The 13151-nt window shown below is 71.5% G+C and carries 15 protein-coding genes; all 15 read left to right on the top strand.

Features of this window, described 5'->3' with window-relative positions:
• Window positions 1–21 precede the first annotated feature (21 nt).
• Window positions 22–1023, top strand: a complete 1002-nt coding sequence (locus ACSNN8_RS00760; protein WP_436646172.1) for a hypothetical protein — start codon at window positions 22–24, stop codon at window positions 1021–1023.
• 79 nt (window positions 1024–1102) lie between these two features.
• The gene (locus tag ACSNN8_RS00755) at window positions 1103–1690 is read left to right on the top strand and encodes a hypothetical protein (protein ID WP_436646170.1); all 588 of its coding nucleotides are present in this window, start codon (window positions 1103–1105) and stop codon (window positions 1688–1690) included.
• Between the two features lie 16 nt (window positions 1691–1706).
• Window positions 1707–1922 carry a hypothetical protein gene (locus ACSNN8_RS00750; protein ID WP_436646169.1) on the top strand — a complete coding sequence of 72 codons (216 nt, stop codon included), beginning with the start codon at window positions 1707–1709 and terminating at the stop codon, window positions 1920–1922.
• 292 nt (window positions 1923–2214) lie between these two features.
• On the top strand, window positions 2215–3114 hold the full coding sequence (locus tag ACSNN8_RS00745) for a phosphoadenosine phosphosulfate reductase domain-containing protein (RefSeq protein ID WP_436646167.1): 900 nt from the start codon (window positions 2215–2217) through the stop codon (window positions 3112–3114).
• Window positions 3111–4286: a hypothetical protein gene (locus ACSNN8_RS00740; protein WP_436646165.1), complete on the top strand. Its 1176-nt coding sequence runs from the start codon at window positions 3111–3113 to the stop codon at window positions 4284–4286. The genes ACSNN8_RS00745 and ACSNN8_RS00740 overlap by 4 nt, the downstream gene beginning before the upstream one ends.
• A gap of 22 nt (window positions 4287–4308) precedes the next feature.
• On the top strand, window positions 4309–5238 hold the full coding sequence (locus ACSNN8_RS00735) for a hypothetical protein (RefSeq protein WP_436646164.1): 930 nt from the start codon (window positions 4309–4311) through the stop codon (window positions 5236–5238).
• A gap of 89 nt (window positions 5239–5327) precedes the next feature.
• Window positions 5328–6182 carry a hypothetical protein gene (locus ACSNN8_RS00730; RefSeq protein WP_436646162.1) on the top strand — a complete coding sequence of 285 codons (855 nt, stop codon included), beginning with the start codon at window positions 5328–5330 and terminating at the stop codon, window positions 6180–6182.
• A complete protein-coding gene (locus tag ACSNN8_RS00725; RefSeq protein ID WP_436646160.1) occupies window positions 6179–7501 on the top strand; it encodes a DUF7221 family queuine tRNA-ribosyltransferase-like protein in 1323 nt (440 codons plus the stop codon). Before ACSNN8_RS00730 ends, ACSNN8_RS00725 begins: the two co-directional genes overlap by 4 nt.
• Before the next feature lie 111 nt (window positions 7502–7612).
• Window positions 7613–9823 (top strand): DUF3560 domain-containing protein, encoded by a 2211-nt coding sequence (locus ACSNN8_RS00720; protein ID WP_436646158.1) that lies wholly within the window; start codon window positions 7613–7615, stop codon window positions 9821–9823.
• Between the two features lie 77 nt (window positions 9824–9900).
• Entirely contained in the window at window positions 9901–10305 is a 405-nt protein-coding gene (locus ACSNN8_RS00715; protein ID WP_436646157.1) for a hypothetical protein, read from the top strand.
• 42 nt (window positions 10306–10347) lie between these two features.
• On the top strand, window positions 10348–10686 hold the full coding sequence (locus ACSNN8_RS00710) for a hypothetical protein (protein WP_436646155.1): 339 nt from the start codon (window positions 10348–10350) through the stop codon (window positions 10684–10686).
• Window positions 10683–10901, top strand: a complete 219-nt coding sequence (locus tag ACSNN8_RS00705; RefSeq protein WP_436646154.1) for a hypothetical protein — start codon at window positions 10683–10685, stop codon at window positions 10899–10901. Before ACSNN8_RS00710 ends, ACSNN8_RS00705 begins: the two co-directional genes overlap by 4 nt.
• A gap of 384 nt (window positions 10902–11285) precedes the next feature.
• Entirely contained in the window at window positions 11286–11669 is a 384-nt protein-coding gene (locus tag ACSNN8_RS00700; RefSeq protein WP_436646152.1) for a hypothetical protein, read from the top strand.
• A gap of 1 nt (window position 11670) precedes the next feature.
• Window positions 11671–12537, top strand: coding sequence for a hypothetical protein (locus tag ACSNN8_RS00695; protein ID WP_436646151.1), 867 nt, complete (start codon window positions 11671–11673; stop codon window positions 12535–12537).
• Window positions 12534–13130 carry a hypothetical protein gene (locus tag ACSNN8_RS00690; protein WP_436646149.1) on the top strand — a complete coding sequence of 199 codons (597 nt, stop codon included), beginning with the start codon at window positions 12534–12536 and terminating at the stop codon, window positions 13128–13130. Before ACSNN8_RS00695 ends, ACSNN8_RS00690 begins: the two co-directional genes overlap by 4 nt.
• Window positions 13131–13151: the final 21 nt, after the last annotated feature.

The raw sequence follows: 13151 nt of genomic DNA, 5'->3' as shown, positions 1-13151 counted from the left end.
GATTCTCCGAAAGGACGCGCCTTGTACGTGAACCTCCCGCCCGCCGACCCCGCCCGCGCCGCCCGCATCGCAGACATCCGCGCCCGCCACCAGCAGCTCACCGACGCGCTCGTCGCCGAAGAGTGCGCCGCCGCCGCCCACATCGTGCGCCGCGTGACCAGCACCGACGCGAGCAAGCTTTTCGTGGAACGCTACGACGACAGCGGCGAGATCAACTGGGAATCGCTCGTCGTGGTCAGCCGCGACGGCGAGGCGCTGTGGTTCAACGAGCACGCCACCCGCGTCGACTGCTGGGACTACCCGGGCGCGGAGGCGATCAGCGACGACCGCGGCCGCCCGTACCTGAACCTCGACCACCAGATCATGAACACGGTCCTGCAGCACCTCGACAACGCCTACGACGCCGCCGGCGGCGTACGCGGACCACTCGACATCGGCTACGACGAACACCTCGACGGCGCGGACCAACTGCTGGTGCTCGACCTCGAGGCCGCGCTCGCCCCGCCCGCGCCTGCCCCCGCGCCCGCCGCCGGCGACACCGGCTGCACCTGGATCGAGCGCTGGCTGACCGAAGGCGAAACGATCAACAGCTTCGCGCGGGTCGAAGAGGGCGAGATCGGTTTCGACCTGGGCGAAGGCGAAATCATCGTCGGGCCGGTGTCGCAGATGGCTGAGTTCGGCCACGCCATCGTCAACCGCGTCGACCCGCCCGACGCCGACACCGTCGACGCCGCCGGGCTTGACTCGTCCCTGATCGGCAACGACGGCCGCCCGTACGGCTGGAAGGACGTGGCCCTCGCCGCGCTCGCCCGGCCGGTGACGTTCGCCCGCTACACCAGCGACATCGGCGAGTTCACCGCGATCGGCGGCACCCCCGAGCAGGCCCGCCGACTCGTGATCGACGCCTGGCGCAGGAACGTCACCTACGCGGGCGCCGACAGCGACGAGCTGGTCAACGAGTACATCGAGGTCGTCACCGGCCCGGTCGGCACGGTGTTCCGCGACGACGAACGTCTCTCCTGACCCCATCCCGGAACTGCGGCCCGCGCCACGACCGGCGCGGGCCGCGCCCATCCCCGATCCCGCCCGTGAGAGGAACTCCGTGAAGATCCGCAACCAGCGCACCGTGGCCGTGCACCTCATCAACAACCGCAAGGTCAACGTTCAGCGCATCGCATGGCACGGCACGGACGGCCTGTCGTTCGACCTGTACGACGACGCCACCGGCACGTGCTTCACCCCGGAATCGCTCGACCACGAGCCGAGCCGCGAGCGCGTCGAGGAGATCATCAAGCAGCTCGCCGCTGACCACCGCGCCGGCACGCTCGACGTGTTCTACGAGGGCAGCGAGAAGGAGCTGGCCGTCGCGCTCGGCATCATCCAGTCGACGGTGGTCAGCCCCGGCTCGATCATGGACGCCCAGCAGCGGCCCCCTCACGCCAGCCTGAGCCTGATCACCAGCAGCGACAACTTGGAGGGCGCGACTGCGGCGATGGTCATCGCCGCATTGCAGTTCGCCGCAGAGTACGACGTGGCGCCGTACGAGGCGGTCGTCTACGCCCACACCAACCACGGGATCGACCGCCTGCGCGGCATGCTCGACCGCTACGTCCCCGCCTCTGACGAGCTCGTGTTCGCGGACGGGCACACCGTGCCCCTCGGCAACGTCGTCAGCATCCACCTGTCCTGACGCCGGCGGGAGGCGCGTGAACACCAACCGACCCGCCAAGTGGACACCGCAGGCCGTCGCCGGGCTCACGTTCTGGGCCGTCGTGCTGGCCTGCGCAATCACCTTCATCCCCGACCTGGGCGGCTCGCTGTTGTGGCTGGCCGCCCACGCGGTCGAGGCGCTCGTCAAGACGCTCGTCGCAGTCATGGGCGTGTTCGCCGCGCTGCTGCTCGTCGGCTTCGGCAGGCGCTGACCACTCCGCCTGCACCACCCCTCTCGCGTTGGAAGGACCACCGTGACCGCTGACCACCAAGCGCCGAGCACCACCGACCCACAGGCGCCGGACTGCCCTCAAGGGCACGGGCCCATGGTGATGCGTCCAGTCGCCGTGCAGACCGCTGAGCAGCGCTGGTGCGGGACGTGGTGGGACTGCCCGCCAGGTCCCCCCGGAGAGCACTGCCAATCCTCGGTTCTGCAGGCATCCGAAGCGCTCTCGGAGGCGCTACCGGTCCTGGCCCACACCTACTCGCGCCGGAAGGATCACCGTGACCGCTGACCACCGTGCACCCCGCGACACCGACCCCGACCTGACCGCCTTCGACCGGATCATCGTCAACCACTCGGGCGGCAAGGACGGCCAGACCGCCCTGATGACCGTCGCCGAGCGCGCCGCCGCCGCCGGCGTCACCGACCGGGTGGTGGTGCAGTACAACGACCTCGGCAACGTGGTGTGGCCGTCCACGGTCGACGTCGACGCCGAGCTGGCCGCCGAGGGCTTCACCCCGTGGCTGGTCGACACGTTCGGCGTACGGCCCGGCTGCAAGGACCTGGCCCGCCAGCACGCCGAGCACTTCGGGTTCCGGTTCGAGGTGCGCTCCCGCACCGAGCAGGTGCTCGAGTACGGCGAGCGCGTGGTCCGGCCGGTCGACCTCGTCGACGACGTGATCCGGCGCGGGAAGTTCCCCGACGCTGCCCGCCGCTGGTGCACGTCGGACTTCAAGCGGGCGCCCGGCCAGCGCCTGCTCACGGAGGAGACGAACCGGCTCGGGCTGGATCGGCCCGCCCGCATCCTCTACGTGTTCGGCTACCGGGCGCAGGAGTCGAAGGCCCGCGCCGGGAAGACACCGTGCGGCGTCAACCGGACCGCGTCGAACCTCACCCGCCGGCACGTCACCGACTGGTACCCGGTGCACCACTGGACGGTCGAGCAGGTGTGGGACGCCATCCACGCGTCCGGCCTGCCGTACGCGTGGCCGTACGACGCCGACATGAGCCGACTGAGCTGCTCGCTGTGCGTCCTCGCCGGGAAGGAAGACCTTCTCCGGGCGGTCCGGCTGCGGCCGCGGCTGGCCGAGCGGTACGCCGTCGCGGAGATGGTCACCGGCCACCAGTTCCAGCAGGGCCGGTCGATCGCGTCGCTGATCGCCGAGGCCCGCCAGCTGTGAGCCCGGTGATGCTGTCGATGGGGATGGGCGTCGACTCGTCGGCGCTGCTCACCCGCTGGCTGCTCGACCCGGCCTCGCGCGACTTCGACCTGGACGACCTGGTCGTCGTGACCGCGATGACCGGCGACGAGTACGCGGCCACCGGCCAGCTGATGCAGGAGCACCTGCTGCCGCTGATGGCCGAGCACCGGGTGCGGTACGTGCAGCTCGCCCGCGCCGGCCAGTCCGACACCGACCGGTACGACGTGCTGTCCGACTCGCGCCGCACAGAGCGGATGGTGATGCGGGGCCGGTGGCGGCTGGCCGACGAGCAGTTCCGGGCCGGGACGGTCCCGCAGACCGCGTCCGGCCGGAGGCTGTGCTCGTACCGGGCGAAAGGGCAGGTGCTCGACTGGTGGGTGGCCGACGAGTTCGGCGGCGCCGACTACCGGCACGTGGTCGGGTTCGCCGCCGAAGAGGTCACGCGGGCCAAGCGGGACACCAGCTACACCAGCGCCGCCCGCACCCCGTGGTACCCGCTGATCGAGTGGGGCTGGGACCGCGAGTCGTGCCTGGCGTACCTGCGGGACGTGTTCGCCGTCGACTGGTCCCGGTCGTGCTGCGGCTACTGCCCGTTCCAGGCAGGCCCGGAACTCGAGCTGCTGTGCGAGCGGTGGCGCAACGACCCGGCCGCGGCCGCGCTGGCGCTGCGGATGGAGTTCACGGCGGTCGCGATCAACCCGCGGTCGCTGCTGTTCCGCCGCCGCTCCGCCCGCGAGGTGGCGATCTACGCCGGGCTGCGCACGCTGGTCGAGCAGGTCGACGCGGAGCTGGCAGCGCTGCCGTGGGCGGTCTACGACGTGCGGCGCGGCTACTCCGCGAAAGGCGGCGACCGGTACGCCAAAGGGCCGGGCGGCCGGTCGCTGACGACGATCGCCACAGGCAGCCACGCCCGGGCCGTGGCCACGGTGCAGGCAATGGGCGGTCGGGCCGAAGGCGACCACCGGATCACCCGCGCCTGGGTGCACCGGGCCGGGCCGCCGTACCCGTGCCGCGAACAGTTCTACGTCGCCGCGCCCGCCGGCGTGCCCGACAAGGTCGGCCCGGCCTTCCCGTCCCTGTGGGCGGCCGCCGACGACACGCCACGCGAAGACCTGCTCGACGTGTGGTCCCCGATCCTCGCCAACCTTTGACCCCTGCTGTGGAAGGAACCCCTTGATCGAGACCAACTCCCTCCGATCGATCGCCTACGTCTGGTCCGACATCCTCGGCGAGCTGCGCGTGCTCGGCGCGACCGACCGCAAGTACGACCTGCCGGTCCGCTCCGACGACGAGCTGTGGGAGCGCGCCACCCGCGCGTACCGGGCCGCGTGGCAGCTGCCGTACTGGGTGCCGCGGCCGCGGCGCTGGAAGCGGCAGTGGACGCCCCGGATCCCCGAGGCGCGTAAGACCGCCATCCTGGCGGTGCTGCGCCGCGCCTACCAGTCCGACGCCGCGGCGGCGCTGATCCCGATGGACGTGATCGTCGACAAGCTGCGGCAGCGCGGCCACGACAGCGCGTACGTCGAGCAGACCGGCGGCGGCTGCGCGACGATCTACGTCGGCCCCACCTGGCGCGACGAGAACGGCGACGAGCGGTACGCCGCGGCGGCCGGGCCGGGCTCGTTCTACGGCGAGTTCTGGTCGCAGCCGATGGCGTCCCAGTACGAGTTCTGGATCCACCGGGACGACGACGGCAGGACCAAGCCGCACGAGGTGCCCGAGGGTGCGCCGGTGGACGCCATCGTCGACCTGATCGACGCGCAGGTGAAGGCGTCGATCGGCCTGGACGCCGTCGAGCGGGCCGCCCGGGCGGCGGCGAAGAAGTGCCTGACCTACGGCGAACGGCTCAGCGACGACCTGTGCGAGGCGCTGCGCGACGCCGCCGAGCCGGTCGCGGCCGGCGGCGACGACGACTGGTCGTTCGGGGCCGCGTACGCGTACGAGCTGGACGAGCCGCTGTCCACGTGGGCGGGGGAGATCCCGGCCGGGACGTACCTGCGGACCGTCGCGGACGGCGGCGCCCAGGCGTTCGCGGTCACCGGCGACGCCAGCGCCTACGTCGGGGCGGTCGAAGCCGACTTCAAGCAGGGCCTGCGCCCCTGACCTGACCACCGCACCACCCGTCACCCCATATCGCCGCACGCAGGCCGCCCACCACGGGCGGCCTGCGGCGTTTCCGGAGAGGAACCCTGTTGAGGTCCGCGACGACCACCCCGACCCTGTTCGACGGCCTGTGCCAGCGCTGGCACAACGGGCTGCAGGCGTGGCAGCACACCGACGACGACCACTTCCAACCCCACCGGTACACCGTCGTCCCGCTCGACGAGGACACCGCACGCCAGTTCACCACCACCCACCACTACAGCCGGGCGTGGCCCGCCGCGCGGCTGCGCTACGGCCTGATCGAGGACGGCGAACGGCTCGTCGGTGCGTGCGTGCTGGGCATCCCGATGAGCCCGGCCGTGCTGACCAACCCGTTCCCCGCGTTCGAGCCGTACGCGCAGAGCCTGGAGCTGTCCCGGCTGGTGCTGCTCGACCGGGTGGCCGCGAACGCCGAGTCGTGGTTCGTGCGGCGGGTGTTCCGCGCGGCCGCCGGCGAGGGCGTGCGCGGGATCGTGGCGTACGCCGACCCGATGCCGCGCGTCGACGAGCACGGCGCCGAGTTCATGCCCGGCCACCACGGCATCTGCTACCAGGGCACCGGCGGTGTCTACTTCGGGCGGGGCCGGGCGCGGACGCTGACGATGCTGCCCGGCGGGGTCGTCCTCAACGACCGCACCCAGTCGAAGATCCGCAAGGGGGAGACGGGTGCGGCCGCGGCGATCGCCCGGCTGGTCGACCTGGGCGCGGCGCCGAAACCGGCGTGGATGCCGGGCAGCGTGTGGCTGCCGGCCGCGCTCGAGCGGGTCGGCGCGACCGAGGTGAAGCACCCGGGCAACCACCGGTACGGCTGGTCGATCGGGCCGCGCTGGTCACGTCGGGTGTTCCCGGTGGCGATGCCCGCCCTGCCGTACCCGCGCCGCGGCGACCTCGGGCTGGCCGCATGAGCACGGCGGTGGAGGCCCCGCCGTACGTGGGGGTGACGTTCGTGATCCCGTGCGGCGGGCAGAAGCTGGACCGGCCGGCGCCCGCGCGTGAGCTCTACCGGGGGCAGATGTTCCGGCAGACGTTGGACAGCGCGATCGCCGCGGCCGCCGACTACGAGCAAGAGGGTGTCCCGGCGCGGGTGCTGATCCTGTCCGGGCTGCACGGCCTGGTCGAGCTGGACACGGTGCTGGCCCCGTACGAGCAGCGCATCGACAAGCCGGGCGCGGTGGCCGTGGCCACGCTGACCGGGCAGGCGCTCGAGCTGGGCATCACGTACGGGTCGACGGTGATCGCGCTGCTGCCGCAGGCGTACTTCGCGAAGCTCAACGCCGCCCTGCGCGAGCTGGACGTGCTGCCGTACGAGGCGTACGAGGGCACCGCAGGGAACGGGGAGCAGCGGCGGGTCAACGCGATCGTCGCCGGCGCGCACGACCAACCCGCCGCAGATGGCGAGCCCGAGCGGGACGGCATGCAGGTGTGGGTCGGCGCGGACGTGGACGCGTTCTGGTGGAAGCAGCCGCAGCAGATCCTCGTGTCGGCGGAGCGGCTGGCCCGGCTCAAGACGCTGCCGGTCGCGCGGACGTGGTGGGTGCTCGACTCGGGCGCCTACAAGCACCTGCAGCGCAACGGCCGGTGGACGGTGTCAGCAGCCCAGTACGCCGCCGACATCCGCCGGTGGGCGGCCGCGATCGGGAAGCTGCGGTGGGCGGCGCCGCAGGACTGGCCCGCCGCGGCGGCCGCGCTCGCCGCGACCGGCCTGACCGAGTACGAGCACCAGCTCCGGACGCTGCGGTCGGTGCTCGACCTGCGGGCGGCCGGCACCGGGGTGCACATCATCCCGGTGCTCACCGGGCTGACCGTGGCCGGATACCTGCGGCACATGGACATGTACCGGCGCGCCGGGATCGACCTGACCGCCGAGCCGCTCGTCGGTGTCGGCGCGCTGCTGGGCCGCCCGTACGCCGAGCAAGCCGAGATCGTGCGGGTGCTGCACGCCGCCGGCGTCACGCGGATGCACGCGTTCGGCGGGAAGAACCAGCTCGTCGCCGAGGTCGGGCACCTGCTCACCTCCATCGACTCGGCGGGCTGGTCGGACGAGGCGCGCCGCACCGTGGGCCGCTGCACGCACGGGCAGGGCGTCGAATGGGAGGCCAACTGCCCGCAGTACGCCGCCGACTGGGCGCGCGGGCAGCGCGAGCTCGCCGCGCAGGCCCCGCCCACGTTCGTGCAGACCCACCTGTGGGACCACGTGCTCGCGGAACTGGCCGAGGCCATCTGAGCTGGCTGTTTGGCCGGTCCCATCGGCCAGACCTACCTTCTTGCAGTCCGAACCGCAGCCCGGTTCATCCCCCATCTGAGCAGCGCAAACACACGCGGAGGTACACCCGTCTTGGGCAAGACAATCCGGATCACCCACTCACACGCTGACGGCACCGAACTGCACGGCTCCACCAAGGGCGACGGCGTCTACGACCTCGTCCGCAAGCGCGGGTTCACCGCCCGGTACGGCCGCATCATCATCCGGCCCAGCCGCGACATGGACGCCAAGATGCACATCATCACCCCGGTCGTCGAGTTGCTGCGCGCCCACGGCCACGAGGTCGAGCTGGACATCGACAACACGGCCCGCCCGACCGAGGTCGTCGAGCGGGAGAAAGCCGAGCGGGCGGCGGAGAAGGCCGAGCGGCTGGGGGAGCGGTCGGCGAAGGCGGACGCCGCCGGCGACGCCGCGCTCGCCGCCCGGCGCCGGATCACCGACGGCATCCCGTTTGGCCAGCCCCGCCAGCACCCCGGCCACCACTCGTACGCCCGGCACACCCGCGACCTCGAGCGCGCCGACCAGCTGGACGGCAAGGCCGTCGAGCAGTGGCGCAGCGCCGAGCATCTCGCCGAGCGGGCCAGCGGTGTGGAGGCGAACCAGCAGCAGCGGGTCAACCCGCGCACGACGATGCGCCGCATCGAGACGTTGGAGGCCGAGAACCGGAAGTACCAGCGCGACCTCGACGGCTACGAGCGCACGTTCTACAAGGGCGACGGCAAGACGGTCCACTTCGTCGAGAAGCACGCGCCGTCGGTCGGCGGGCAGCGCGAGACGCTGCTCAAGCGGATCGCCGACAACAACGAGAAGATCGCCTACTGGCGCGGCGAGCTGGCGAAGCTGGGCGAGTCCGGCGCGTTCGTGCCGTGGGGCAAAGAGCACTTCGCCAAGGGTGACCGGGTGCGCCGCGACGGCTTCCCCAACTGGTATCCGGTGACGCGGGTGAACGCGAAGTCGGTGAGCATCATCAACGACTTCGGCTACAAGGGCACGATCCCGTGGGACGAGGTCGCCGGCCGGCGCCGCGGCGACGAGCAGCTCGACAAGCCCAACGGCGAGCCGTGGCCGGTCGAGCTCGCCAACCGGGTCGCGGCGTGGTTCTCCGCCGCTCGGTGGCTGAACGGCAACGACTCGAGCACGGAGGCGGTGTTCAAGCGGATCCGGCTCAAGCAGGCGCAGCGCATCGTGCTCGGGCTGGACCTGGACGCCGCCGACGCCGAGGTCGAGGTGTGCATGAAGGCGATCGACGACCCGATCACCGAGCGGCAGGTGTACGCGTCGTTCTTCGACGTGTTCACGTGGCTAGGCGAGGACGGGGTGAAGGCGGCCGACGTGAAGGCGCAGTTCGAGCCGATCGCGCTGCAGGCGGCGTGGCGGGTGCCCGACCGGGAGCCGGTGCGCCGCATCGCCAACCGTGACCAGGTCCGCCCGGGCCACGACGACATCATCGCGATCGCCCCGGGCGACCTGGCCGTCGGCTTCTACGAGCGGAACTTCGGGGGCGACGAGCGGCTCGTCAAGAGCTTCTGCGGGCCAGTCGCGACGGTCTCGGGCGTGATCGACCGGCGCGAGCGCGGCGACTTCGTCACAGTCACCCTGGTCGACGGGCGGGAGACCACCGTCAAGACGCACACCTGGTTCGCGGTGCACCCGGCCGGCACGTGGGAGCAGCCCGACGACCAGGACCAGGCCGAACCCAGTGCGGAGGCGGACGACGTCGAACAGGAGCAGGACGTGGAGGACTACACGATCGGGACGACGGGCCACGACGGCGGGCTTTCCGTGATCGCCGAGGTAAGCCACGTCGACCTAACCGAGCCGGTCGACGAGCAGCCGGTCGAGGCTGTCCACGAGCACGCCGAGGCGCGGGAGGCGATCGAGGCGGCCAGCGCCCGGGTCGATGAGGCGAAGCGCACGCTGCACGACGCGCGCTTGGCCGCGCACGGCGAGCGGATCAAGGCAGCGCACCAGGTGGTGTGGGATGCGGAGGTGGCGTTGCGGGCAGCGCTGGCTTTGCACTTGGGCGCCGAGCTGGAGGTGAAGGTCCCGCACATCAACTCGGGGATCGTGCATGAGTTCGTCGGCAACACGGAGTCGTCGCTGGATGAGGACGGCCAGCCGGTCTTCTGCATCCCGCCGTGCCACGGCCATCGGTCGATGCCGTTCCACCTTCCTGCCACTGCGCCGCCGGCGCCCGTCGACGAGCAGCCGGTCGGTGCGGACGTGTGGGGGCCGGTGCTGGATGAGTACGCGGCGGCGGTGGCCGGTTCGGGGGCTCGGTGAGGGCTGTGGTTGCATCGGCTCCCACCGTCCGCTACCTTTGTACGGAACATCCGTACAGAGACCTAGCGGAGGAAGACATGCCGAACCGCCCGTTGCTGTTCGTCGAAGACGTCCAGGCCATCTGGACCGAGGAGCGCCGCGCGGTGAAAGGCAGCGACGCCCCCGAGGTCAAGCCGAACATCGTGCACGACTACAAGCGCTTCTCCCAGCCCGCCGCCCCCGGCAAGCCCAAGAACCGCTACCAGGACGACCCCATGCCGTACCCGCGCGCCTCACGCGGCGCGAAGCTGCCGGCATGGAACGGCGACCAGGAGCAGGATCTGCGAGCCTGGTACCGCAAGCGGCTGGGCCTGCTCAAGGTGTCGGATTACGACTCCGAGTCGAGGCGGGCGCACATCGCCGAGCTGATCGCCGAGGAAGAGAAGCGCGTCGTCGCCCGGATCGACGACTGGGCGGAACACACCGCCGACAACGCTGACTAGACCCCGTTCCCAACCGTTCACCCATCTGCGGAGGCACCCGAGATGAGCAGCCCCAACCCCGACCTCAACCCGAACGACCCGGACGCCTGCCCGAAGTGGGACTGGTGCCGGATGCACCTCGACGGCCAGCACCTCGGCGAGCTGCAACTGCGCGCCGAGGTGAAGGGCCACCGGATCTACACCCGCGAGTTCGACGACGGCAGCAGCGAGCTGGCCGCCAGCATCGAGGTCGTCATCGTCCCGCCCGGCGGCGGCGAGCCGCGGCGCATCCCGATCCCCCCGGGCGAGGTGCTCGAGGCCGCCATGATGTCCGACCTGATGGCCGGTATCGCCGCGATGGAGGGCACCCAGCCCGGCGCCGACCCGGACGCCCGGCCGTGAGCAGCGCGCCCGCGCGGTGGACTCTGCGGGCCGTCGCCGGTCTGCTGTTCTGGGTCGTCGTCGTGGCAGCCGCTCTGCTGTTCATCCCGCGCCTTGGCGATGGTCTGCTGTGGCTGCTCGAGTCGGCCGTCACGGTGATCGGCTGGGTCGCCGCTGCCGTCGCCGGCGTGCTGATGGCGTTCCTGCTGATCGGCTTCGGCAAGAAGACCCGCTAGCCGCTCCAACCGCATAGCCCGTACGGGCCCGGAAGGCATGTGCCTTCCGGGCCCGTCGCGTATCCACCAGCATCAACCGAACGGTCCGTTATCAGGCCCGTTTGATATTCGCCTACAAGTTGAATACCAGTGATGCTAGGGCGTAGTCTTGTCGTACCCCCTCAGTAGCACCTCGGCCGTGATCGGCCAGGAAAGGCCCCTCGTGACCAGCACCTCTGGCAGCGCTGACCTGCCACCCCGGTGCCCCACCTGCGGACACCTGCACGCCTCGCACACCGCCTTCGGATGCCACGCCCTGAACTACGACACCCCGGCGATCACGAGCTGCGGCTGCCGAGAAACGCCCCCGCAGATCAGCGCCCACCCCCTCGGAGGTCACACCTGATGCCGATCCCCGGCAACCTGCAGAACCTGCCCGCGGCCGACCTGATCGGCATCGCGGTCGTCGACCCCGGGACGTTCATCGGCCGCGATCACACCCCCGGCCGCGGCGTGGAGAAGGTCCGAGAGTGGCGGACCCGCGCCGTCTGGCACGTCCTCGAGCAGTGCGGCGTCAACCCGCACCGGACGTTCACCAGCCCCACTGCCCGACGCGCGTTTGACGACGCTGAGACCGCGACGCTGCCCCACTGCCCGACGTGCCGCTCCACCCTGCGCTCCGTACGGGAGATGACCGGCTGCGGCTTCCGCTGCGACGACCCGAGCCGCTGGCACGCCACCACACCCGACCCCGACACCGCACCCACCGACAACGACGGGAGCAACTGACATGACCACCTACGCCACGAAGAAGGAATCGGACGGCTACCTCAAGCGCGGCCCGATGGTTTCGGTGCCGCACCGCAAGCTGACCCGCCCGGTGCCCGACGTGATCCTGGCCCGCCTCGACGAGGCCGGGCTGACCATGTTCGACAAGGACCACTCGTACGCGCTGCACCACGGCGGCCGCCTCATGGCCACGGTCCGCAGCGCGGGCGGCGGCGACTGGATCGTGCGCCGGCCGGGCGAGCCCGGCGAGGCCGTACGGTCCGACCGCGACCAGGCGCTCAACGACGCGCTGCTGCCGTCGCTGGTCCGCGCCCACCGGTACGAGATCGGCGTGACCGGCTACTGGTGCCTGAAGTGCACCCCGCTGGGAGAGGACAAGCAGCCCGCGGTGGCGTGGCCGTGCCCGCCGCTGACCGCGGCCGGGGTGACCGACGACGCCGCCGAGCAGATCGTCGAAGTCCACCGGATCGCCGCCGAGGAGAAGCGGCTGCGGCCGCTGCGCGCGCAGGTCGACACGTTCAACCACCACCACGACGTCCTCACCGGCGTCCGCTACTGGACCGGCGTGAAGGAGGGCGCCGGACGCACGGGCCAGACGATCGAACCGGCGATCCTCTGGCACGGGCACCCGGTGGTGCGGGTGCGCGAGTTCGTCACCGACAAGACCGACTACGTGGCGCTGTCGCACGTGGAGCCGCAGACCCGCCGCCCGACGCCCGTGCACGGACCCGAGTGCTACGTCACCGTGGTGCACGAGCCGCACCCGTTCAACCGGCCCAAGCCGAACGAGTACGGCTTCCCGGTGCAGACGTGGTGCGACGGGCTCACCGCGCAGCAGCTCGCCGAACTCGAGGCAATCTCGGTATGAGCAGCGGCAGCTACACCCGCCGGCCGCTGCAGGTGGTGCCCGACGAGCTGGCCGCCACGCTGCGCCGCCTGCACGACGAGACCCTCTTCAGCCGCCACGACAAGCGGTTCCACGTCGCGCTGCACAAGGCGTTCACGCGCGGATGGTCGATGGCGGCGCTGGCGGTCGCGCTGGGCAAAACCCCGGAGGCGGTGGGCCGGATGGTGTACCGCTACGCCGGGCAGCACGCCGACCTGACCGGCGTCGACATTCCGTACGCGCCACCGTTCGACGGGCCCAGCCCGAACACGCCGCCGAAGCTCGACGTGCTCGCCCTGGTGCCCGCCGACCGGGTGCAGCGAATCCGGGAGCTGCGCGACCTGGCCGCCACCACCCACACCGGCCACCCGCCCGGGCATCCCGTCCGGCAGGCCGGCGCGATGCTCGCCGCCGAGCTCTACGACCTGATCTTCGTTCAGGGCTTGCCCGGCCACCGCGTCGCCAAGGACATCGTCCAGCTGCAGGCGAACGCCGTCGCGCAGCGGCTGCGCAAGCACAACCTGCCCGGCAGTTTGCGCGAGTTCCACGCCGCGCAGCACCAGCTCGCCGCCTGACCCAGCCCCGAGAACGGACCA

The sequence above is a fragment of the Actinoplanes sp. URMC 104 genome (assembly GCF_051386375.1).
Lineage (GTDB): Bacteria > Actinomycetota > Actinomycetes > Mycobacteriales > Micromonosporaceae > Actinoplanes.
The sequence above is the reverse complement of the archived record's forward strand: the minus strand, read 5'-3'. Positions and strand labels throughout refer to the sequence as shown.